19 protein-coding genes are annotated in these 22850 nt (G+C 66.0%); 10 read left to right on the forward strand and 9 right to left on the reverse strand.

Annotated features, from left to right (window positions below):
* Positions 1-94: 94 nt before the first annotated feature.
* On the forward strand, positions 95-1519 hold the full coding sequence (aspA, locus tag TQ98_RS26320) for an aspartate ammonia-lyase (protein ID WP_044873276.1): 1425 nt from the start codon (positions 95-97) through the stop codon (positions 1517-1519).
* A gap of 190 nt (positions 1520-1709) precedes the next feature.
* Here aspA and TQ98_RS26325 read toward each other — a convergent pair whose 3' ends face one another.
* Positions 1710-3176 (reverse strand): PLP-dependent aminotransferase family protein, encoded by a 1467-nt coding sequence (locus TQ98_RS26325; protein ID WP_044873277.1) that lies wholly within the window; start codon positions 3174-3176, stop codon positions 1710-1712.
* Between the two features lie 99 nt (positions 3177-3275).
* Between TQ98_RS26325 and TQ98_RS26330 the strand changes: the two genes are divergently transcribed.
* The 3 genes from TQ98_RS26330 to TQ98_RS26340 are packed head-to-tail and all read left to right on the forward strand — an operon-like array spanning position 3276 to position 5068.
* Positions 3276-3908: an FMN-binding negative transcriptional regulator gene (locus tag TQ98_RS26330; RefSeq protein WP_044873278.1), complete on the forward strand. Its 633-nt coding sequence runs from the start codon at positions 3276-3278 to the stop codon at positions 3906-3908.
* Positions 3909-3928: 20 nt separating this feature from the next.
* Entirely contained in the window at positions 3929-4381 is a 453-nt protein-coding gene (locus TQ98_RS26335; RefSeq protein WP_044873279.1) for a GNAT family N-acetyltransferase, read from the forward strand.
* 12 nt (positions 4382-4393) lie between these two features.
* Positions 4394-5068, forward strand: a complete 675-nt coding sequence (locus tag TQ98_RS26340) for a GNAT family protein (protein WP_044873280.1) — start codon at positions 4394-4396, stop codon at positions 5066-5068.
* Between the two features lie 162 nt (positions 5069-5230).
* Here TQ98_RS26340 and TQ98_RS26345 read toward each other — a convergent pair whose 3' ends face one another.
* Positions 5231-6046 (reverse strand): helix-turn-helix transcriptional regulator, encoded by an 816-nt coding sequence (locus tag TQ98_RS26345; RefSeq protein WP_044873281.1) that lies wholly within the window; start codon positions 6044-6046, stop codon positions 5231-5233.
* A gap of 180 nt (positions 6047-6226) precedes the next feature.
* Between TQ98_RS26345 and TQ98_RS26350 the strand changes: the two genes are divergently transcribed.
* Together TQ98_RS26350 and TQ98_RS26355 are read left to right on the forward strand one after the other, a co-directional pair.
* Positions 6227-7675, forward strand: a complete 1449-nt coding sequence (locus TQ98_RS26350) for an alanine/glycine:cation symporter family protein (RefSeq protein WP_044873282.1) — start codon at positions 6227-6229, stop codon at positions 7673-7675.
* Between the two features lie 95 nt (positions 7676-7770).
* Positions 7771-8754, forward strand: coding sequence for an asparaginase (locus tag TQ98_RS26355; RefSeq protein WP_044873283.1), 984 nt, complete (start codon positions 7771-7773; stop codon positions 8752-8754).
* A gap of 262 nt (positions 8755-9016) precedes the next feature.
* On the opposite strand, the gene TQ98_RS26360 is transcribed toward TQ98_RS26355, so the two are convergent.
* From TQ98_RS26360 to TQ98_RS26375, 4 genes are all read right to left on the reverse strand, one after another.
* On the reverse strand, positions 9017-9649 hold the full coding sequence (locus tag TQ98_RS26360; protein WP_044873284.1) for a hypothetical protein: 633 nt from the start codon (positions 9647-9649) through the stop codon (positions 9017-9019).
* Between the two features lie 15 nt (positions 9650-9664).
* The gene (locus TQ98_RS26365) at positions 9665-10474 is read right to left on the reverse strand and encodes an EAL domain-containing protein (protein WP_044873285.1); all 810 of its coding nucleotides are present in this window, start codon (positions 10472-10474) and stop codon (positions 9665-9667) included.
* Positions 10475-10682: 208 nt separating this feature from the next.
* Positions 10683-12488 carry a sodium-extruding oxaloacetate decarboxylase subunit alpha gene (gene oadA / locus TQ98_RS26370; protein WP_103103104.1) on the reverse strand — a complete coding sequence of 602 codons (1806 nt, stop codon included), beginning with the start codon at positions 12486-12488 and terminating at the stop codon, positions 10683-10685.
* A gap of 16 nt (positions 12489-12504) precedes the next feature.
* Complete coding sequence (locus tag TQ98_RS26375) at positions 12505-13920, reverse strand: acetyl-CoA carboxylase biotin carboxylase subunit (RefSeq protein ID WP_103103105.1); 1416 nt, start codon at positions 13918-13920, stop codon at positions 12505-12507.
* Positions 13921-14122: 202 nt separating this feature from the next.
* Here TQ98_RS26375 and TQ98_RS26380 point away from each other — a divergent pair, with 202 nt between their 5' ends.
* A complete protein-coding gene (locus TQ98_RS26380) occupies positions 14123-15070 on the forward strand; it encodes a LysR family transcriptional regulator (protein WP_177410232.1) in 948 nt (315 codons plus the stop codon).
* On the opposite strand, the gene TQ98_RS26385 is transcribed toward TQ98_RS26380, so the two are convergent.
* The gene (locus TQ98_RS26385; protein ID WP_082073254.1) at positions 15012-15233 is read right to left on the reverse strand and encodes a transcriptional regulator; all 222 of its coding nucleotides are present in this window, start codon (positions 15231-15233) and stop codon (positions 15012-15014) included. The two genes, TQ98_RS26380 and TQ98_RS26385, sit on opposite strands and share 59 nt — an antisense overlap.
* Positions 15234-15413: 180 nt before the next feature.
* Between TQ98_RS26385 and TQ98_RS26390 the strand changes: the two genes are divergently transcribed.
* Complete coding sequence (locus TQ98_RS26390) at positions 15414-15788, forward strand: thioredoxin family protein (protein ID WP_044873291.1); 375 nt, start codon at positions 15414-15416, stop codon at positions 15786-15788.
* A gap of 6 nt (positions 15789-15794) precedes the next feature.
* Here TQ98_RS26390 and hexR read toward each other — a convergent pair whose 3' ends face one another.
* A complete protein-coding gene (hexR, locus tag TQ98_RS26395; protein WP_044873292.1) occupies positions 15795-16661 on the reverse strand; it encodes a transcriptional regulator HexR in 867 nt (288 codons plus the stop codon).
* Between the two features lie 196 nt (positions 16662-16857).
* Here hexR and zwf point away from each other — a divergent pair, with 196 nt between their 5' ends.
* Together zwf and yegQ are read left to right on the forward strand one after the other, a co-directional pair.
* The gene (gene zwf, locus TQ98_RS26400) at positions 16858-18282 is read left to right on the forward strand and encodes a glucose-6-phosphate dehydrogenase (protein ID WP_242443225.1); all 1425 of its coding nucleotides are present in this window, start codon (positions 16858-16860) and stop codon (positions 18280-18282) included.
* Between the two features lie 225 nt (positions 18283-18507).
* Positions 18508-19833: a tRNA 5-hydroxyuridine modification protein YegQ gene (yegQ, locus tag TQ98_RS26405; protein WP_044873294.1), complete on the forward strand. Its 1326-nt coding sequence runs from the start codon at positions 18508-18510 to the stop codon at positions 19831-19833.
* 105 nt (positions 19834-19938) lie between these two features.
* Here the strand turns inward: yegQ and TQ98_RS26410 are convergent, their stop codons facing one another.
* On the reverse strand, positions 19939-22824 hold the full coding sequence (locus TQ98_RS26410; protein ID WP_044873295.1) for an EAL domain-containing protein: 2886 nt from the start codon (positions 22822-22824) through the stop codon (positions 19939-19941).
* Between the last annotated feature and the right edge of the window lie 26 nt (positions 22825-22850).

Genomic DNA, 22850 nt, shown 5'->3' on the forward strand with positions numbered 1-22850 from the left:
GCAGTGAATAACAGCATTGGCCTACGAGAGGCTACATCCCTAGATTATTGGGCATCGCGGCAGTTGCCGTGCTCCCCCAGAGATGAATCGCATCATGTCCTCCGCTGCATCCTTCCGCATCGAAAAAGACCTGCTCGGCACCCTCGAAGTCCCCTCCGAGGCCTACTACGGCATCCAGACCCTGCGCGCAGTGCACAACTTCCGCCTGTCCGGCGTGCCGCTGTCGCACTACCCGAAGCTGGTCGTTGCCCTGGCCATGGTCAAGCAGGCTGCAGCCGATGCCAACAAGCAGCTCGGCCACCTCTCCGCCGAAAAGCATGCCGCCATCAGCGAAGCCTGTGCCCGCCTGATCCGCGGTGACTTCCACGACCAGTTCGTGGTGGACATGATCCAGGGTGGTGCCGGTACGTCCACCAACATGAACGCCAACGAGGTGATTGCCAACATCGCCCTCGAGGCCATGGGCAAGCAGAAGGGTGAGTACAAGTACCTGCACCCGAACAATGACGTGAACATGGCGCAGTCCACCAACGACGCCTACCCCACCGCCATTCGCCTCGGTCTGCTGCTGGGCCACGACGCCCTGCTGGCCAGCCTCGACAGCCTGATCCAAGCCTTCGCCGCCAAGGGCAAGGAGTTCGCCGGTGTACTGAAGATGGGCCGTACCCAGCTGCAGGACGCGGTTCCCATGACCCTCGGCCAGGAATTCCACGCCTTCGCCACCACCCTGGGCGAAGACCTCGACCGCCTGCGCCGCCTGGCACCCGAGCTGCTGACCGAAGTGAACCTGGGCGGCACCGCCATCGGCACCGGCATCAACGCCGACCCGGGCTACCAGCACCTGGCCGTTGAGCGCCTCGCCGCCATCAGCGGTCAGCCGGTCGTACCGGCCGCCGACCTGATCGAAGCCACCTCCGACATGGGCGCCTTCGTGCTGTTCTCCGGCATGCTCAAGCGCACTGCGGTCAAGCTGTCGAAGATCTGCAACGACCTGCGCCTGCTCTCCAGTGGCCCGCGTACCGGCATCAACGAGATCAACCTGCCGCCGCGCCAGCCGGGCAGCTCGATCATGCCGGGCAAGGTCAACCCGGTGATCCCGGAAGCGGTCAACCAGGTGGCGTTCGAAGTCATCGGCAACGACCTGGCCCTGACCCTGGCAGCCGAAGGCGGCCAACTGCAGCTGAACGTGATGGAGCCGCTGATCGCCTACAAGATCTTCGACTCGATCCGCCTGCTGCAACGCGCCATGGACATGCTGCGTGAGCATTGCATCGTCGGCATCACCGCCAACGAAGAGCACTGCCGCCGCCTGATGGAAAACTCCATCGGCCTGATCACCGCGCTGAACCCCTACATCGGTTACGAGAACGCCACCCGCATCGCCAAGCAGGCCCTGGATACCGGCCGCGGCGTGCTGGAACTGGTGCGCGAGGAGAAGCTGCTGGACGAGTCCATGCTGGCCGACATCCTCCGCCCGGAAAACATGATCGCCCCGCGCCTCGTGCCGCTGAAAGGCTGATCACACCCGTCTCACCAGGAGGGGCGCAGCCCCTCATTCCAAAGGATGGTCGCCTGACCATCCTTTTTTTTGCCTGTGGAAAAGTGTTCCCTCGGCGCGCCCCGCTCGTAGGGTGCGCGCGCGCACCAATACCTACGCACGTTCAAGCACATCGTCAGCCCCAGACGCCGCCCGGTGCGCATGGCGCACCCTACAAAAGCCATGCCTTCCTTAACGTCCGGATCGCCTCGGCAATCTGCGCCTCGGGCACGGCAGCAAACCCCAACACCAGCCCCGCGCGGTTATCCACAGGCTCGGCGCTGTTCTCCAGCCAGTATTCGCTGAGCCCGTTCATTTCCACACCGGCAGCACGGGCGCTGTTCACCAGCTCCTGCTCGCGGGCCAGGCTGTCCACCCGCACGCAGAGGTGCAGGCCGGCGTCCACCGGCGGCATCGGTGCGCAGCCGGGGATCGCTTCCGGCCAGTCTCGCAGAAGGGCATCGCGCCGGGCCCGGGCGGCCTGGCGCATGCGGCGCACATGGCGCTGGAAGTGGCCGGCGGCGATGAACTCGGCCATCACCGCCTGGGTGCCGATCTCCGAATGACGCATGTCCAGAGCGCGGCGCTGGGCGAAGGCTTCGGCCAGCGCCGGCGGCAGCACCAGGTAGCCCAGACGCAGCGCCGGGAAGGTGATCTTGCAGAAGGTCCCCACGTAGATGACCCGCCCCTGCCGATCCAGCGCCGCCAGGGGCGCCAGCGGGGTGCCGCTGTAGCGGTACTCGCCGTCGTAGTCGTCCTCGACTATCCAGCCATCGCGCCGTTCGGCCCATTCCAGCAGCTCCAGGCGCCGCGCCAGGGACAGGGTCACGCCCGTGGGGTACTGGTGCGACGGCGTGACATAGACCAGCCGGCAATCTTCCACCTGCGCCAGCGCGGCACTGTCCAGGCCATCGTTATCCACAGGCACGCCGCACAGTTCGGCACCCGCCACGGCGAAGGCATGGCCGGCGGCGCGGTAGCCGGGGTCCTCGATGGCCACCCGGTCGCCGGGCTGCACCAGCAATTGCGCACAGAGGCTGATGGCCTGCTGGGCGCCACAGGTGATCACCACCTGTGCCGGGTCACAGGCCAGCCCCCGGCTGCTGCGCAGGTACGCGGCCACCAGTTCTCGCAGGTTCCAGTCCCCCGCCGGGTCCCCATAGCCCAGGCGCGCTGGCGAGGGTCTGCGCCAGAAACGCGCGTGCAGCCGCGCCCAGGTTTCGAAGGGGAACAGGTCGAAGGCCGGCACGCCGATGCGGAAGGCCCTGGGCGCGCCCGTCAGCGGCGGCGGCAGGTGATGACGGTGCAGGCGCTGCAACGCCGGCCCCGGCTCAGGGCCTTCCGGTAGCGGTCGCGGCACCGGACGAGCTGTGGATAAGTCGGCCACATAGGTACCGTCGCCCACCCGGCCTTCCACATAACCCTCGGCGTAGAGCTGGTCGAAGGCACGGGTCACGGTGTTGCGGGAGATCCCCAGCAGCGCCGCGAGGTCGCGGGTTGCCGGCAGGCGCGTGCGACTGGCCAGGCGGCCATCGAGGATGCGTTCGCGCAGGGCTTGGTAGAGCTGGCGCGCCAGCCCCTGTTGCGGGTCCAGGCGGATGCCGGAAAGGTCGACGGGTAGGGGCGGCGTGGCAGGCATCTTCTGACCCTGATTGGCTCTATCGAACTGACGGGAAATGGATCTTACGGAAGTCCAATATCCTGCCTAGCATGGAGCCATTCCGCCAGGAGAACCACCATGTACCTCCCCTCCTCCTTCCGCCAGGACGACCTCGCCCAGCTCCATGCCCAGATGCAGGCCACGGGCCTCGCGGTGCTGACCAGCGCCGGCGCCCAGGGTCTCATGGCCAGCCACCTGCCCCTGCTGCTGGAACCCGGCGAGGGCGAGTTCGGCACGCTTTACGGCCACTTCGCCCGCGCCAATCCGCACTGGCGCGACCTGGCCGAGGGCGCCGAGACCCTGGTGGTGTTTGCCGGCCCGGACGCCTACGTCACCCCCACCTGGTACCCGGCCAAGGCCGAACACGGCAAGGTGGTGCCCACCTGGAACTACATCGCCGTTCATGCCTATGGCCAGGCCGAGGTGTTCGACGAGCCGGAGCGCCTGCTGCGCCTGGTGAGCCGCCTCAGCACTCGCCACGAAGCCGGCCGGCCCCAACCCTGGTCGGTGGACGAGGCACCCCGCGACTACCTGGACACCATGCTCCGCGCCATCGTCGGCTTCGCCTTGCCGATCCGCCGCCTGGAGGGCAAGTGGAAGCTCGGCCAGAACCGCTCCGCTGCCGACCAGGCCGGGGTACGCGAGGGGCTCGCCACCTCCGCCAACCCGCGCGACCGCGAGCTGGCCGCCCGGATGACCGTCATCGAATGACTCACACAAGGAAGGAATCCATGTCCGCCGCACCCTTTGAAATCCGCCCGGTCAGCGCCGCCGACCATGCCGCCTGGCTGCCCCTGTGGCAGGGCTACCAGCGCTTCTACAAGACAGAAATTGCCGTCGAGACCAGCGCCATCACCTGGCAGCGCTTCCTCGACCCCGCCGAACCCATGCACGCGGCGTTGGCCTGGCAGGACGGCAAAGCCGTGGGTCTGGTGCACTTCATCTATCACCGCAGTTGCTGGACCACGGGCGATTACTGTTACTTGCAGGACCTGTACGTGGCCGAAGGCCTGCGCGGCGGCGGCGTCGGTCGCCGGCTGATCGAGCACGTCTACGAACAGGCCCGCGCCGCCGGCGCCTCGCGGGTGCACTGGTTGACTCACGAGACCAATGAGGTCGCCATGCAGCTCTACGACCGCATCGCCGACCGTCCCGGCTTCGTCCAATACCGCAAGATCCTCTGACCGGAGAGCCGCATGACGCCCCATGACCTGAACGACTGGCAACCCCGCCCTGCCCCCGCCCGCGCGCCGTTGCCCGGCCGCTTCGTGCGTCTGGAACCGCTGGATGCGGCGTGCCACGGCGATGACCTCTGGCATGCCCTGCAGGGGCCGGACCCGGCGCTCTGGGACTACCTGGCCTACGGCCCTTTCGCCAGCCGGGAACCCTTCGACGCCTGGCTGGCCGGCAATGCCGCCAGCGCCGACCCGCTGTTCTATACGGTGATCGACCTCGCCAGCGGCCGGGCCGTTGGCGTCCTCAGCTACCTGCGCATCGCGCCGAAGGACGGCGTTATCGAGATCGGCCATATCGCCTTCGGCAAGGCCATGCAGCGCACGCCGTGCTCCACCGAGGCGGTCTGGCTGTTGGCCCGCTACGCGTTCGATGACCTCGGCTACCGCCGCCTGGAGTGGAAGTGCAACGCGCAGAACGCCCGCTCCATGCGCGCCGCCGAGCGCCTGGGCTTCAGCTACGAAGGGCTGTTCCGCCAGCACATGATCGTCAAGGGTGCGAACCGCGACACCGCCTGGTTCTCCATCATCGATGGCGATTGGCCGGCGTGCCGGGAAGCCTTCGAGCGCTGGCTGGCTGTGGATAACTTCGATGGCCAAGGGCGGCAGAAGCGGCGGCTGGAGGAGATCAGGGGGTAAGGGGTGTGGGGACCGCTGCGCGGTCCTTGGCAAATGAATTCGCCCCTACAGGGTCGTAGTGGGTAGGGTGGATGGCGCTTTTCCATCCACCAACGAAGTCCAGCCGAACCCCGATGGTGGAGCGGTGGAGCGTGGTCCACCCCACACAGGCAGCGGGCCCCTTCACTCGATCTCGAACAACCCATTCTTCAGCGGCGCCACGTTCAAGCGCTGGCGCACGTCGTCGTCGATGCGGGGATCGTCGGGCCGGTAGAGCTTCACCTGACGGTAGGCCGCCACGCGGTTGATCTCGGGCCCCAGGTATTCCCACACCACCCGCGTGCAGGCCGGGTTGCGCCGGTCGCCGCTGGAGACGCCCGTCTTCAGGCCATTGAGGCGGGTGATGCGGCTCTTGTAGCTGGGAATGAGGATGGTCTGGCTCATCTCGTTGAGCGTGAGCGATTCGTAGTCCACCAGGAACAAGCGGTCCTGCAGCTGGAAGGCCATTCCCCGGTAGCAGCAGCGCACCCAGTCCTCGGCCTGCTTGTCGATGCCGCTCGAACGCTCCTGGCGTTCCTGGCGCTCCAGCAGGAAATTGCCGTCCTCTTCCCACAGGTGCACCAGGGACAGCAGCACCGTGCCCGGTACCGACATGCAGTTGGAGTATTCGAAGTAGTAGCCGCAATAACGCGACAGGTTGCCGGCATGTTCGCGCAGCGGCTGAAACATCTTCAGCATCGGGTCGCTGGTGCGGGCGATGTTTTCCGCCTGACGAACACCGATCAGTCGGGCGAACTGCTCGGTCGGCAGGCTCAGCTCGTAATCCTCGACGCCGAAGAAATCGCCGATGCGCTTGAGGTTGTAGGCCGTGGGCTGACTCTGTCCGCTGAGGTACTTGTTGAACTGGGCGCGATTGATCGCCAGCTTCCGGCAAACCTCCGAGATAGAGCGGTAGTGACTGCACAACAGCTTGAGGTTTTCGCCCAGATTGTCCGACACGGCTAAGCGCTCCCCTGACTCGAGTGGCGCGACTATAGCATCAACTCGCGCCATGTCGAATAAAGCCGCGAAATTGTCTGATATGTCGCATTCCCCCACCCTGCGCGACCACGGCCGAGCCCTGCCCGCTCGAAGCCGTTCGTCCATCACGCGAACAAAATAAGAATCGAGGTCTCACTCATGCTTGAAGTGATCAACGATTTCCTCTCGGGGAAAGTGCTCATTGTCCTGATCGTTGGGCTCGGCACGTATTTCACCCTCCGCTCCCGCTTCGTCCAGTTCCGCCATTTCCGCCACATGTTCAGCGTGTTCAAGGAATCCATCCGCGGCCAGGCAGGCCAGCTGAGCTCCTTCCAGGCCCTGATGCTGAGCCTCGCCGGCCGCGTCGGTGCCGGCAACATCGCAGGCGTGGGCCTCGCTGTGACCCTCGGTGGTCCGGGCGCGGTGTTCTGGATGTGGGTCACCGCGCTGGTCGGCATGTCCAGCAGCTTCTTCGAGTGCACCCTGGCCCAGGTCTACAAGCGCGCCGACGGTGACGGCCTGTACCGTGGCGGTCCGGCCTACTACATCCAGTACGGCCTGAAACTGCGCTGGATGGCGATCGTCTTCGCCGTGCTGCTGCTGGTGACCTACGGCTTCGCCTTCAACGGCCTGCAGGCCTTCACCGTGACCCACTCCCTGGAAAACGCCTTCGGCATGCCCGTGCAGTACACCGGCATCGGCCTGGCCGTACTCCTGGGCCTGGTGTTCGTCGGCGGCATCAAGCGCATCGCTTCGGTGTCCGACCTGCTGGTACCGGTCAAGACCCTGGCCTACATCGCCGTCACCTGCTACGTGATCATCTCCCAGATCGAACTGGTGCCGGACATGCTGGCCACCATCGTGAAGAGCGCCTTCGGCCTTGAGCCGGCCTTCGCGGGCCTGCTGGGCAGCGCCATCGTCATGGGCGTGAAGCGTGGCGTGTTCGCCAACGAAGCGGGTCTGGGCAGCGCGCCGAACGTCGCCGCCGTGGCCGCCGTTAAGCACCCGGCCGCCCAGGGCGTGGTTCAGGCCTTCAGCGTGTTCCTCGACACCTTCGTGATCTGCACCTGCACCGCGCTGCTGATCCTGCTGTCCGGTTTCTACACTCCGGGCTTCGAAGGCGATGGCATCGTGCTGACCCAGAACTCCCTGGCCGCCGTGGTCGGTGAGTGGGGCCGCGTGTTCATCAGCGTCGCGCTGAGCCTCTTCGTCTTCACCTGCATCCTCTACAACTACTACCTCGGCGAGAACGCCCTGCAGTTCCTGGCCGGCCGCCGCCGCGCCGTCCTGCTGGGCTACCGTGGCCTGGTGCTGGCCCTGATCTGCTGGGGCTCGATGCAGAACCTGGGCACCGTGTTCGCCTTCGCCGACATCACCATGACCTGCCTGGCCTTCGTCAACCTGGTGGCCCTGGCCATGCTGATCAAGGTCGGCCTGCGAGTCATGCGCGACTACGACGAGCAGCGCGAAGCCGGCATCGACCACCCGGTGTTCGACGCCTCCAAGTTCGCTGACCTGAACCTGGACCGCGACGCCTGGCCGGCCAATCCGGCAGCCGATGCGCCCACCGTCAACCTGGGTCACGGCCTGGCGCACAGCCACCGCTGATCAAGGGTTCCAGCTGTACCTGGTGCCGCTCCTCCGCTGATGCGGGGGGCGGCACCGTCGTTTCCGCCCCTCCGAAATTCCGAGCTACCCGCACCATGAATGCTGTGAAGAACCTTTTCGTGCTCTACACCGGCGGCACCATCGGCATGCTGCAGACTCCCGAAGGCCTGGCCCCGGCCAGTGGTTTCGAGGCCCGCATGCGCGAGCAACTGGACGGTCAGGGCGTCGCATTGGACTGGCACTTCCAGGAACTCCTGCCGCTGATCGACAGCGCCAACATGCGCCAGGCCAACTGGCTGGCCATGCGCGATGCCATCGTCGAAGCGGTGGAACGCGGTCATGACGGCGTGCTGGTGCTGCATGGCACCGACACCCTGGCCTACAGCGCGGCGACCCTTGGCTTCCTGCTGCTGGGCCTGCCGGTACCGGTGGTGCTGACTGGCGCCATGCTGCCCGCCGGCAGCGAGGGCAGCGATGCCTGGCCAAACCTGATGGGCGCCGTCAGTGCACTGCAGGCGGGCGTCGCGTCCGGTGTGCACCTCTTCTTCAATGGCCAGCTGCTGCATGGCGCCCGCGCCAGCAAGCTGCGCTCGGAAGCCTTCGACGCCTTCGTCGAGCTGCCACGTCCCCGCGAGGGCGAGCGCGCCGAGATCATCCCCGCCGGCCTCGACTACCGCACCCCGCGCCAGCCGGTGAACCTCGCCGTGCTGCCGCTGTTCCCCGGAATTCAGGCCAGCCATGTCGAAGCCCTGCTCGACAGCGGCGTGCAGGCGCTGGTGCTGGAATGCTACGGCAGCGGCACCGGTCCATCGGACGACAAGGCCCTGCTGGACGCCCTGCGCACCGCCCACCAGCGCGGCGTGGTGCTGGCCGCCACCAGCCAGTGCCCGGCCGGCCATGTGCAGGCCGGTGTCTATGCTGCCGGCAGCCAGCTGTTGGCGACCGGCCTGGTGCCTGCTGGCGGCATGACCCGCGAAGCAGCCCTGGGCAAGGTGTTCGCCCTGCTCGGTGCCGGGTTGCGGCAGGAAGAGGTGGAGCAGTGGTTTGCGGTGGATCTGTGCGGGGAAATGGCGGACTGACGCCAGCCCACACCGTAAGGTGGATGGCGCTTTTCCATCCACCGGCGAAGCCTGGCCGAACCCCGGTGGTGGACCGGTGAAGCGTGGTCCACCCTACGAATCTCCGCGCCACCCATCCGAAGACTCCGCAGGCCTCACCGTAGGGTGGATGGCGCTTTTCCATCCACCGGCGAAGCCTGGCCGAACCCCGGTGGTGGACCGGTGAAGCGTGGTCCACCCTACAAAGGCAGCTCGGCCCACCCTGCGGACGGTTGGTTCAGGCTCAGAACGGCCACCAGCTTCCCCCTTCCTCCAGTTCTTCGCGGCACTGGCCCAGTTGCTGGCCATAGGCCTGCGACTGCTGGTCAACCTTGCGCGCCACCTGCATCAACCAGGGCTTCTGGCGGTAGCTGCCACGGCTGAAGCCGCCTCGCCCCTCGTGGTAGGCCAGGTACTGGTTGTACGCGTCCCACTTCGAGATGCCGAGCTGCCGCTGGGTCGCATCGGTGTACCAGCCGATGAAGTCCAGCGAATCGTCGAAGTCGGTTCGTGAGCCGCCTCCACCATTGGCCTGCTGATAGTCGTCCCAGGTGCAGTCCAGCGCCTGGGCATAGCCATACGCGGACGACACGCGGCCCCAGGGAATGAAGCCCAGGGCGTAGTAGCGGGGCGGGAGGGCATCGTGCCGGTAACTGCTTTCCTGGTCGATGAACGCCATCGCGACGTGCACGGGGGTTCCCCAGCGCGCCTCCATCGCACGGGCGTCTTCATACCAGTCCGGATACTCGCGAAAGATCGCGCACAGGTTGTCCGGATCGCGCGGCGGCGACGTGGCGCATCCGGCGAGCAGCAACCCTGCAACCAGCAAGAGGGCGCCGCGCAGCGACCCGTGCCCAATGGTTTTGCCGTGCGACATGGCCAGGTCCGGTCGTCAGACCCGCTCCGAGTACCCCAGGCGGTAGCCCTGGAACAGCTTGAACGGCAACCCCTTGGCGATTTCGTACTGCCAGTGGGTCTCGACTTTGTCGGCAATCACTTCCACCAGGTAGCGGTGGATGAACTGGTACAGCTTTTCGGCGAGGCCGATGTAGCGCGCGGCCAGGACATCCTCATCGCCGCGCAAGGGGATACCCAACTCGCTCAGTTCGAGCTTCACGAAATCGCACAGGCCAAGGTCGAGCTCCCAGTGGACTGGAGCGTCGATGTCGTAGTTGTCGAGGGCCACCTGAACGCCTTCCTGCTTGAGGCGCATCAGCCCGCTCACGTAGGCCCGGAACTGCTCACCGGAAGCGACGGGCCGCTCGGTGACTTCCACCACCAGTTGGGCCCCGGAACTGCGCAGGTCGGCCGCGCTTTCGACCAGGTCGTCGATGACCGAGGGTTCGGCCAGGCTCCGCTTCTCGACGTTGACGAAATGCCGGAAGGCGCCAGGCCCGGCCCGCTCGCCCTTCATCTGGCTGCTGTAGTTCTTGTCCAGCATGCACCTGATCCGCAGGCTGAGCAGCACTTCACCGGTAAGCCGCTGCAATTCATCGCCAGGCAGTCGGGCGATCAGGTGCTCCATCCGGCCGCCGAACACATCGCTTTCGATGCGAGCCAGGTTCTCGAAGCCGACGACGTGCTCCTGCCGGTTCACGATCGGCTGCGCCCTCACCTCGGCCAGCCATGCCGCGTGGCAGATGACCTGCCGTGCAGAGGCCCGGCGGCCTTGGGAAAGATCGAGGGTGAAACGCTGGGGCATGGGCCTGCTCTCGCGAATTGAAGAGCGGGCAGGCTAGGTAAGTCGCGTCCGTTGATGGAAATCAGAAATCGTCATTGAGCACCGCCCCGACCCCTGTGGGCGCGCTTTCCATCGCGAAGCAGGCCGGAGACCTGCCTGTGCGCACGATTCCTCCGCCCATAAAAAAGGGGAGCCTTGCGGCTCCCCACGGGGACAATCGCTGGAGCAATCAAGCGATTTCGATCAGGACCTCGCCCGGGTTCACACGGTCGCCCTTGGCCACGTGGATGGCCTTCACGGTACCGGCGATCGGCGCCTGGACTTCGGTTTCCATCTTCATTGCTTCGGTGATCAGCACGGCCTGGCCAGCCTTCACCTGGTCGCCTTCCTTCACCAGCACGTCGACGATGTTGCCGGGCATGGTGGTGCTGACGTCACCTGGGGCGCTAGCGCTCTTGCGCTTGTTGCCAGCGCCGGCGACGAACTCGTTCAGCGGCTCGAACACCACTTCTTCCGGCATGCCATCGATGGCCAGGTAGAAGTGACGCTTGCCGTCGCTCTTCACACCCACGCCGGTGATGTCGATGCGGTAGCTCTCGCCATGCACGTCCACCACGAATTCGGTCGGGGTGCCTTCGCCACCGACCGGGGCCGCGCCGTTACCGGACGGAATCGGCAGCAGTTCTTCCGGCTTCAGCGTGCCGGCGGCGCGCTCTTCGAGGAACTTGCGGCCAATGTCCGGGAACATGGCGAAGGTCAGCACGTCTTCCTCGGACTTGGCCAGGCTGCCGATATCGGCGCGCAGCTTGTCCAGCTCGGGCTTGAGCAGGTCGGCCGGACGTACGTCGATCACTTCTTCGTTGCCGATGGCCTGGCGGCGCAGTTGCTCGTTGATCTGGCCGGCTGCCTTGCCGTAGCGGCCTTGCAGGTAGAGCTTCACTTCGTTGGTGATGGTCTTGTAGCGCTCGCCGGCCAGCACGTTGAAGAACGCCTGGGTACCGACGATCTGCGAGGTCGGGGTCACCAGGGGCGGGAAGCCCAGGTCGGCGCGCACGCGCGGAATCTCTTCCAGCACTTCGTTCATGCGGTTGAGGGCGCCCTGCTCCTTGAGCTGGTTGGCCAGGTTGGAAATCATCCCGCCCGGTACCTGGTTGACCTGCACGCGGGTATCAACGCCGGTGAAAGCGCTCTCGAACTGGTGGTACTTCTTGCGCACGGCATAGAAGTAGACGCCGATTTCCTGGATCAGCTCCAGGTCCAGGCCGGTGTCGTACTCGGTGCCGCGCAGGGCCGCGACCATGGACTCGGTGCCCGGGTGGCTGGTGCCCCAGGCCATGCTGGAGATGGCGGTGTCGATGTTATCGGCGCCGTTCTCGATGGCCTTCAGCTGGCACATGCTGGCCACGCCGGCGGTGTCGTGGGAGTGGATGAACACCGGCAGGCTCAGCTCGGCCTTCAGCGCCTTCACCAGTTCGCCGGTGGCGAACGGGGTCAGCAGGCCGGCCATGTCCTTGATGGCGATGGAGTCCACGCCCATGGCAGCCATTTCCTTGGCCTGCTTCACGAAGGCGTCGATGGTGTGCACCGGGCTGGTGGTGTAGCAGATGGTGCCCTGGGCGTGCTTGCCGGCGGCCTTCACGGCTTCGATGGAGACGCGCAGGTTACGCACGTCGTTCATCGCGTCGAAGATGCGGAACACGTCGATGCCGTTGACCGCCGCCTTGGCGACGAAGGCACGGACCACGTCGTCGCTGTAGTGGCGGTAGCCGAGCAGGTTCTGGCCGCGCAGGAGCATCTGCAGGCGGGTGTTGGGCAGGGCGGCCTTCAGCTTGCGCAGGCGCTCCCACGGGTCTTCCTTGAGGAAGCGCACGCAGGCGTCGAAGGTGGCGCCGCCCCAGACTTCCAGCGACCAGTAGCCGACTTTGTCGAGCTTGTCGCAGATCGGCAGCATGTCGTCCAGGCGCATGCGGGTGGCCAGCAGGGACTGGTGCGCGTCGCGCAGGATGGTATCGGTAACGGTGATCTTCTTGCTCATGTTCTGAATCCTTCCCCTACAGGCCGGCGTAGGCGGCGATGGCGGTGGCGATGGCGATGGCCAGGTGCGACGGGTTGCGCTTGATCGAGTACTGGGTCAGTTCCGGGTGGCTTTCCACGAAGCTGGTGTTGAACTCGGCGCTGCGGAACTCGGGGTTGCGCAGGATTTCCTGGTAGTAGGGCGCGGTGGTCCGCACACCCTGCACGCGCATGTCGTCCAGGGCACGCAGGCCGCGGTCCAGCGCTTCTTCCCAGGTCAGTGCCCAGACGATCAGCTTCAGGCACATGGAGTCGTAGTACGGCGGGATGGTGTAGCCGGTGTAGATCGCGGTGTCGGTGCGCACACCGGGGCCGCCGGGGGCGTAGTAACGGGTGATCTTGCCGAAGGACGGCAGGAAGTTGTTCTTCGGGTCCTCGGCGTTGATGCGGAACTGCAGGGCGAAGCCGCGGTGGATGATGTCGTCCTGCTTCACCGACAGTTCCAGACCCGAGGCGATGCGGATCTGCTCGCGAACGATGTCGATGCCGGTGATTTCCTCGGTGATGGTGTGTTCCACCTGCACGCGAGTGTTCATCTCCATGAAGTACACCTCGCCCTCGGCGAGCAGGAACTCCACGGTACCGGCGTTCTCGTAGCCCACGGCCTTGGCCGCGCGCACGGCGAGGTCGCCGATGTAGGCACGCTGCTCGGGGGTGAGCTGCGGGCTCGGGGCGATTTCGATGAGCTTCTGGTTACGGCGCTGGATGGAGCAGTCGCGCTCGAACAGGTGCACGGTGTTGCCGAAGGAGTCGGCGAGGATCTGCGCTTCGATGTGCTTCGGGTTGACGATGCACTTCTCGAGGAAGACTTCCGCCGAGCCGAAGGCCTTGGTGGCCTCGGAGATCACGCGGGGATACGCCTGTTCCAGTTCTTCGCGGCTGTTGCAGCGACGGATGCCGCGGCCGCCACCACCGGAAGTCGCCTTGAGCATCACCGGGTAGCCGATGCGGTCGGCTTCGCGCAGCGCTTCTTCCAGGTCGGCGACGTTGCCTTCGGTGCCGGGGGTAACCGGCACGCCGGCCTTGATCATGCTGCGGCGGGCTTCGGTCTTGTCGCCCATGCGGCGGATCACTTCGGCGCTCGGGCCGATGAACTTGATCCCGCGCTCGGCGCAGATTTCCGCCAGCTCGGCGTTCTCGGAAAGGAAACCATAGCCCGGGTGCAGGGCGTCACAGCCGGTCTCGACGGCGAGGTTCACCAGTTTGCGCGGGTTCAGGTACCCGGCCAGCGGGTCGTCACCGATGCTGTGGGCTTCGTCGGCACGCTTCACGTGCAGGGCGTGGCGGTCAGCTTCGGAGTAGATAGCCACCGAGCGAATGCCCATCTCGGCGCAAGCGCGCACGATGCGGACAGCGATCTCGCCACGGTTGGCGATCAGGATTTTCTTGATCACAAGTTTTCCCTCGACCAAGTGAACAGGCGAACGGCTGGGCCGGTCGTTGAGTGACCGCTGATCGTGAAGCGGTCGCGTAGCTACCCTACGCTCTCGACGTGAATAACCCCAATCAATAATTATTGGGTTATCCATTAGGATCGTCTTATAGTCAGCCACCCCCTGCTCGTCTGCGAGGCCCCCACCGATGCGCAAGACCCTGCTGCGCATGACCCTGCGCCAGCTCCAGGTATTCCGTGCCGTCTTCGAAAGCCGCTCCTACAGCCGGGCGGCGGAGGAGATGGCGCTGACCCAGCCGGCCGTCAGTTTGCAGATCCGCCAGCTCGAGGAACTGGTGGGCCAGCCGCTGTTCGAGTACGTCGGCAAGAAGCTCTATGTGACTGACGCCGCCGAGGCGCTGATGCGCGCCAGCAACGACATCTTCCAGCGCCTGGCCAGCCTCGACATGCAGCTGTCGGACTTGCAGGGCTCGCTGCAGGGCCAGTTGAACCTGGCGGTGGAGTCCAGCGCGAAGTACTTCGTGCCGCACCTGTTCGCCGCCTTCCGCGAGCAGCACCCGGACGTCAGCCTGCACCTGGTGGTGACCAACCGCGCCCAGGTGATCAAGCGTCTCTCGGACAACCGCGACGACCTGGTGATCATGTCCCTGGTGCCCCAGGACATGGCCCTGGAGTTCCTGCCGTTCCTGAACAACCCCATCGTCGCCGTGGCGCCCCCCGGCCACTCCCTGAGCACTGTCGCCAAGCTCACCCTGAAGGACCTGGAGCCCTACACGCTGCTGGTGCGCGAGGCCGGCTCCGGCACCCGCAAGGCGTGCGAGGAATACTTCCAGCAGAAGCGCGCGCACTTCGCCCAGACCATGGAAGTGGCCTCGCTGGACGCGCAGAAGGAATGCGTGGTGGCGGACCTGGGGATCGCCCTGATCCCGCGCCATGCGGTGAGCCTGGAACTGGCCACGGGCCTGTTGCGCGAGCTGCCGGTGGAAGAATTGCCGCTCTACCGCAGCTGGTGCGCGGTGCACGCCAAGGGCAAGCGGCTGTCGCCGGTCGCCCAGGCGTTTTTAAGCTTTATCCGCGAAGAACGCGCCCAGATCAGTGCGCTTTCGCACCGCTTTTCCGGCGCACTGCCTTTGACGACAACAGGTAGTTAGCGGCGATCAGCTCAGGGTAGGGGTAGTCCGAACATTCCACCTGCAAGCGACGCAACTCGGCACGGTCTTCGATGGCGCGGCGGAACTGCATTCGCCGCTGGTCCTCCAGTTTGCGCCGGGTCTTGCTGTCCAGATGGCTCGGTTCATCGTGAAAGCGTTGCATGGCATCTCTCCCTGGGTCGGGTCCGGTAGGCGCAGCATCGCCACGGCCTGTGACGCTTTCGCGAAGGCTCGGTGAATCTGTGGTGAAGCAGGGGTTTCAGGCTATCGGGCCGATAGCTGGACAGACCCGGGCGGCAAGACTTTGCTCAGAAGTAGAGGGATTACGTTGCGGGAGGACCCCATGAGCAACGCCGTCGAATTCTTCCAACGCTTTCCGATCCAGCGGGTGCGCTCCAGCATTCTCGATGACGTCCTCGCCAGCGAACGCCAACGGCTGGTGTTGCTCTACCTCTGGGAGGACGATTGCCCCTATTGCGATGTGGCCAAGCACGACCTGCTGCGTACCCAGGATCGCGTCCAGTGGCCCCAGGTGCGCTGGCTGCATGACGAGGTCGGGGAGGACCCGGCCCTGGCGTTGCGTTTCGGCCTGCACGGGGTGCCCACCTTCATCGCGCTGTACCACGGCAGGCCGCTCGGGCGGATCACCAGTTGGCCGGGCAGCGGGCCATTCATCGAGGCGATCGAGCGGTTGCTGGTGCGGCAGGGCCTGGCCTAGCCCGGTTCAGTCCTCGGCGCTCTTCACCGACTTGGGCGACAGGCGCAGGCTGCGCAGGCTTCGTTTCACGCTCTTCAGGTGGTTGACCAGGCTCGGACCACGGGCCATCGCCACACCCATGGCCAGCACGTCGATCACCACCAGGTGGGCGATGCGCGAGGTGAGCGGGGTGTAGATTTCGGTGTCTTCCTGCACGTCGATGGCGAGGTTCACCGTGGCCAGGTCCGCCAGGGGGGTCTGGCTCGGGCACAGGGTGATCAGCGTGGCACCCGCCTCGCGTACCAGGTTGGCAGTGATCAGAAGGTCCTTGGAGCGGCCCGACTGGGAAATGCAGATGGCCACGTCCGACGGCTTCAGCGTCACCGCCGACATGGCCTGCATGTGCGGGTCGGAATACGCGGCGGCGGTCAGCAGCAGGCGGAAGAACTTGTGCTGGGCATCGGCGGCCACCGCGCCGGAAGCGCCGAAGCCGTAGAACTCCACCCGCTGGGCCTGGGCGCAGGCGCCGATGGCACGCTGCAGGGCGTCCGGGTCGAGCTTCTCGCGCACTTCCATCAGGGTGTGCAGGGTGGTGTCGAAGATCTTCAGGCTGAAGTCCGCCACCGAGTCTTCTTCGTGGATGGCGAACTGGCCGAAGCTCGCGCCGGCGGCCAGGCTCTGGGCCAGCTTCAGCTTGAGGTCCTGGAAGCCGCCGCAGCCAATCGCGCGGCAGAAGCGCACGATGGTGGGCTCGCTGACCCCGACGCCCTGGGCCAGATCAGCCATGGAGCTGTGCATGACCGCAGCGGGATCGAGCAGGACGTGGTCGGCGACTTTCAGCTCCGACTTGCGTAGCAGATGGCGCGACTGGGCGATATGTTGCAGCAGATTCACAGGGCTGGCTCTGTCTGGAATGGGGTTTTGGCCGGTTTGTTCCGTCATGCAACGGGCCTCGACTCGGTTATGATCGGGGAAACCTGGCTGTAGTGATCTTGTAGTTATACTACATGAGCCGCTTTTCCGCCCAGTTGAACCACCTTTTCTCAGCGTGCAAGGAAGGGAGAGCGCATCCTTGACCAGTTCCTGCGACATGCTCGTCTTTGGCGGCACCGGCGATCTCGCGCTGCACAAGCTGCTCCCGGCCCTCTATCACCTGCACCGCGAAGGGCGCCTGCACCCGCAGATGCGTATCCTCGCCCTGGCCCGCAACACCCTCGACCGTGACGGCTACCGCGCCCTGGCCGAGCGCCGCTGCCGGGCCCAGGTGGCCCGCGCCGATTTCACCACCGAGGCCTGGCGCGGTTTTTCCGAGCGCCTGGACTACTTCGCCATGGACGTGTCCCAGAGCGCCGATTTCGGCCGCCTGGCCCGCCACCTGGGCCCCGATCCCGGTTGCGGGCGGGTGCACTACCTGGCCACCGCACCCGACCTGTTCGAAGACATCGCCGCACACCTGGCCATCGCCGGCCTGGCGGGCTCGCAGTCGCGCATCGTGCTGGAAAAGCCCATCGGCCATTCCCTGGAATCGGCCCGGGCGATCAATGCCGCCATCGGCAAGGTATTCGACGAGTCCCAGGTGTTCCGCATCGACCACTACCTGGGCAAGGAAACCGTGCAGAACCTGATGGCCCTGCGCTTCGCCAATGCCCTGTTCGAGCCGATCTGGCGCGCCGGTCATATTGACCACGTACAGATCAGCGTCTGCGAGACCCTGGGCGTGGAAAATCGTGGCGCCTACTACGACCGCTCCGGCGCCATGCGCGACATGGTGCAGAACCACCTGCTGCAACTGCTCTGCCTGGTGGCCATGGAAGCGCCGGTGCGCTTCGACGCCGAGGCGGTGCGCAACGAGAAGGTGAAGATCCTGGAGGCACTGAAGCCCATTTCCGGCCTGGACGTACGCGACAAGACCGTCCGCGGCCAGTACAGCGCCGGCAAGATCGGCGGCCAGGAAGTACCGGCCTACTACTTCGAGAAGAACGTCGACAACGACAGCGATACCGAGACCTTCGTCGCCGTGCAGGTGGAGATCGACAACTGGCGCTGGGCCGGCGTGCCCTTCTACCTGCGTACCGGCAAGCGCCTGGCGCGCAAGTACTCGGAGATCGTCATCCAGTTCAAGCCGGTGCCCCACCGCCTGTTCGCCGATGGCGAGGCCAACCGCCTGCTGATCCGCCTGCAGCCGGAGGAACGCATCAGCCTGCAGCTGATGGCCAAGACCCCGGGCAAAGGCATGAACCTGGAGCCAGTGGAACTTGACCTCAACCTGGCCACGGCCTTCAGCCACCAGCGCCGCTGGGACGCCTACGAACGCCTGCTGCTGGACGTGATCGAAGGCGACTCCACCCTCTTCATGCGCCGCGACGAGGTGGAAGCCGCCTGGCGCTGGGTCGACCCGATCCTCGCCGGCTGGCACGAACACTACCAGAGCCCGCGCCCCTACCCCGCCGGCTCCACCGGCCCGGAACAGGCCCGCAGCCTGCTCGAACTGCACGGGCGCGCCTGGCACGAGTGAAGATGCCCCACCAACCCACCGTTCCTGGCCCTGCGAGGCTCCGATGGTGGATGTAAAAAGCGACATCCACCCTACGCGAGCCCAGCCTGTTCCGTAGGGTGGACCATGCTTCACCGGTCCTCCATGCATGGCCCGACAGGGCTCCGATATTGCTCCAGCTCAATACCTCGCCGGGGCGGCCTCCCTAGAATCGCGCGTCCACCGCTTCCCCCCGCGAGCCGCGCCATGCACCGTCCTGAACTGCTCTCCCCCGCTGGCACCCTCAAGGCCATGCGCTACGCCTTCGCCTATGGCGCCGATGCGGTCTACGCCGGCCAGCCGCGCTACAGCCTGCGGGTGCGCAACAACGAGTTCGACCACGCCAACCTGGCCCTCGGCATCGCAGAGGCCCACGCCGCCGGCAAGTCCTTCTACGTGGTGGTGAACATCGCCCCGCACAACGCCAAGCTGCGCACCTTCCTCAAGGATCTGGAGCCGGTGGTCGCCATGGGGCCGGATGCGCTGATCATGTCCGATCCCGGACTGATCATGCTGGTGCGCGAGCGCTTTCCCGAGATGCCCATCCACCTCTCGGTTCAGGCCAACGCGGTGAACTGGGCCAGCGTGAAGTTCTGGCAGCAGCAGGGCCTCAGCCGGGTGATCCTGTCCCGCGAGCTATCCCTGGACGAGATCGGCGAAATCCGCCAGCAGGTGCCGGGCATGGAGCTGGAAGTCTTCGTCCACGGTGCCCTGTGCATGGCCTATTCCGGGCGCTGCCTGCTGTCCGGCTACCTCAACCACCGCGACCCCAACCAGGGCACCTGCACCAACGCCTGCCGCTGGCAGTACGGTGCAAAGCCGGCCCAGCAGGACGAGCTGGGCCAACTGGTACCCACCCTGGGCTGCGGCGCCCCCAGCGAGCGGCTGTTCCTGCTGGAAGAAACCAACCGCCCCGGCGAGCTGATGTCCGCCTGGGAGGACGAGCATGGCACCTACATCATGAACTCCAAGGACCTGCGCGCCGTGCACCACGTGGAGCGATTGCTGCAGATGGGGGTGCATTCGCTGAAGATCGAGGGCCGCACCAAGTCCCACTTCTACGTCGCCCGGACCGCCCAGGCCTACCGCAAGGCCATCGACGACGCCGTTGCCGGACGGCCCTTCGACCGTTCGCTGATGGACGATCTCGAATCCCTGGCCAATCGCGGGTACACCGAGGGTTTCCTGCGCCGCCACGTCCACGACGAGTACCAGAACTACGAGCACGGCTACTCCCTGGCGGAGCGCCAGCAGTTCGTCGGCGAGCTGACCGGTGTGATGCACCGTGGGCTGGCGGAGGTGCGGGTGAAGAACCACTTCGCGGTGGGCGATCGCCTGCAACTGATGACGCCACAGGGCAACCTGGACTTCCGCCTGGAGGCGCTGGAGAACCGCTACGGCGAGCGGCAAATGATCGCCCCGGGTGACGGCTACGTCCTCTACCTGCCGGTGCCGACAGGCCTGCCCCTGGAGAACGCCCTGCTGCTGCGCTGGTTCAGCACCGGCAATAGCCGGACGGCGGCAAGCGCCTGACCCTGCACGGCCCTATCCCGTAGGGTGCGCCTTGCGCACCAGCCTTTTCGCGTTCGTGTCCCGGTGCGCACAGCGCACCCTACCCAGGCGGGATCCCAGCGCGTTTCAGCGCCAGAGCGCCGTGGCCTGCTCCTTGAGCAGCCGCACGAACTGCGGCTCTTCCACCGGCGGGCTGATCAGGTAGCCCTGGATCTCGTCGCAGTGCTGACTCCTGAGGAAGTTCAGTTGCTCCTGGGTCTCCACGCCCTCGGCCACCACCTTCAGCTCCAGGCTGTGGGCCATGGCAATGATGGCGCGGGTGATGGCGGCGTCCTCGCTGCCGGCGGAAAGGTCGCGGATGAAGGTCTGGTCGATCTTCACGCAGTCCACCGGGAAGCGCTTGAGGTAGCTCAACGACGAATAGCCGGTGCCGAAGTCGTCAATCGCCAGCTTCACGCCAATCTGCCGCAGCTGGTGGAAGGTGGCGATGACGTTCTCGACGTTTTCCAGCAGGTGGCTCTCGGTCAGTTCCAGCTCCAGCAGGCGCGCCGGCAGGCCGGTCTCCTGCAGCACCTGGCGCACCAGGCTGACCAGGTTGCCCTGACGCAGCTGGTGCATCGACAGGTTGACCGAGACGCGGATGTCCGCCAGGCCCTCGCGCTGCCAGTCGCGGGCCTGCATGCAGGCCTGGCGCAGCACGAATTCGCCGATAGGCGCGATCAGGCCGGTTTCCTCAGCCAGGCCGATGAAGTCTCCCGGCGGCACCAATCCCTGCTGCGGATGGCGCCAGCGCACCAGCGCCTCGGCGGCGTTCAGGCTGTTGTCGGCCAGGCACAGCTTGGGCTGGTAGAAAACTTCCAGCTGGCCTTCCTCGATGGCCTTGCGCAGTTGGTTTTCCAGTTGCAGGCGTTCCAGGGTGCAGGCCTGGAGGTTGTCAGTGAAGAACTGGAAGGTGTTGCCGCCCAGGTGCTTGGCGTGCTGCATGGCCATGTTGGCCTGGCTGACCAGGGCGGAAAGGTCGCGGGCGTTTTCCGGCAGCAGGCTGATGCCGACGGAGCCGCTGATCACCAGTTCGTGGCCGCCTGCGGTGATGGGCATGCGCAGCTTGCCGAGCAGGCGGCTGGCCTGACGCGCCAGGCTGGCCAGGCTGCCGTAGGCGTCGAGGATCACCGCGAACTCGTCGCCGGACAGCCGCGCGATGGTGTCGGCTTCCGGCACCGCCTGGGTCAGCCGGCGGCTCACCTGGCGCAGCAGCTGGTCGGCCACTTCGTGACCAAGGCTGTCGTTGAGCACCTTGAAGCGGTCCAGGTCGATGTGCATCAGGGCCAGGCTGCGGCCGCTCTGGCGCGCACGCTGGCTGGCCTCATGGAGGCGGTCCTTGAACAGCGTGCGGTTGGCCAGCCCGGTGAGGTCGTCGTAGCTGGAGAGGTAGCGCAGACGCTCTTCGGCCTCGCGACGGGCGGAAAGGTCGGCGAAGAAGCCGACGATATGACTGACATGGCCCCGGGAATCCCGTACCACCTTGAGGTGCAGCAGCTGGGGATACAGCTCGCCGTTCTTGCGGGTGTCCATCAGCTCGCCCTGCCAACTGCCCCGCTGCTCCAGCTCCTGGCGGATCAGATGGTAGCGGCGACGGGCCTCCCGGCTGCCAATCAGGGTGGAGACGCTGCGCCCGATCACTTCTTCGGGGTGATAGCCGGTGACCTGGCTGAAGGCGGCGTTGGCCTGGATCACCCGGTATTCCGGGTCGAGGATGATGATGCCTTCGCTGGCCGCCTCGAACACCGTGGCCGCCAGGTGTTGTTCTTCGTCCTGGGCCTTGCGCGCGGTGATGTCGCGACGGGTGCCGAGCATGCGCAATACCTTGCCGGACTCGTCCCGCTCCACCACCCGGCCCCGGTCTTCCACCCAGACCCAATGGCCGTCGCTGTGGCGCACGCGGTAGTCGATGGAATAGCCGTCGGTGCGGCCCTTGAGGTGTTCCACCAGGGTCCGGCGCAGCAGCGGCAGGTCGTCGGGATGCAGGCGCGGCTTGAGGTCGCTGAGCACGCGGGTCACGTCATCGGCCTCGATGCCGAAGATGGCCTTCAGTTTGGAGTGGTGTACCTCGTCGGTTTCCAGGTTCCAGTCCCACAGCCCCAGCTCGCTGGCCTCCAGGGCCATGGCCAGGCGCGCTTCGCTCTTGAGCAGGGCGTGGCTCGCATCGGCCAGCTCCAGGGTGCGCTGGGCCACGCGCATCTCCAGCTCGCCATGAGCCCGGCGCAGTTCGCGCTCGGCGCGGCGGCGCTGCTCCACTTCCCGGGCCAGCTCTTCGTTCAGGCCCTCGGCGCGGCCCTTGGCCTGCTCCAGATGACTGATCAGCGCCTGGTTCTGGAAGCGGTGCAACAGGCTGCGCTGCACCAGCCGGTTGACCTGCCAGGCCACCACCATGAGCGACGCGGCCAGGATCACCCCGAGCACGCCCCAGCCCCGCAGCAACGAGGTATCCCCCAGCAGCAGCCAGGTGATGGCGGGCAGCAGGCAGGGCAAGGCGAAGGTGAGGAAGGCGGAAAGGCTGACGGCGTAGGCGACGCTGGCGGAGAGGATCGCGGCCGCGATCAGGCCGTAGACCAGCGCCTGCTGAAGGAAGGCATCCGGTGGCACCAGGACCACGGCGGCGAAGGCCAGGGTCAGGCCGGAAGCCCCGGCGCCCAGCAGAAACGCCCGGCGCCAGCGCGGTTCGGCCTGCTGGGCCGGCTTCGCGTTCTTGAACGCTGCCACCTGGGTCAGGCGCAGCACGGCCAGCATCACCAGCCAGGCCAGCCAGCCGCCGAGCTGCAGACTGCTGCCCGTGCCCCAGAGCAGGTAGGCACAGGCCAGGCCGTTGAGCAGCATGAAGAGGGTTGGAACCTGCGAGCCCTGATAGAGCAAGCGCGTGCGTTCGGCCGCAATGTCGGTCGCGAACTGCTGGCGAATCTCACGGCTGTCGGCCAGGGCAAGCCCCTGGCCGGCGGACATTGAATTAGCGGTCATAGGCGCTTTTTTTTGTTGGGTCTGCC

This window comes from Pseudomonas sp. LFM046 (genome assembly GCF_000949385.2).
In the GTDB taxonomy this organism is placed as follows: domain Bacteria; phylum Pseudomonadota; class Gammaproteobacteria; order Pseudomonadales; family Pseudomonadaceae; genus Metapseudomonas.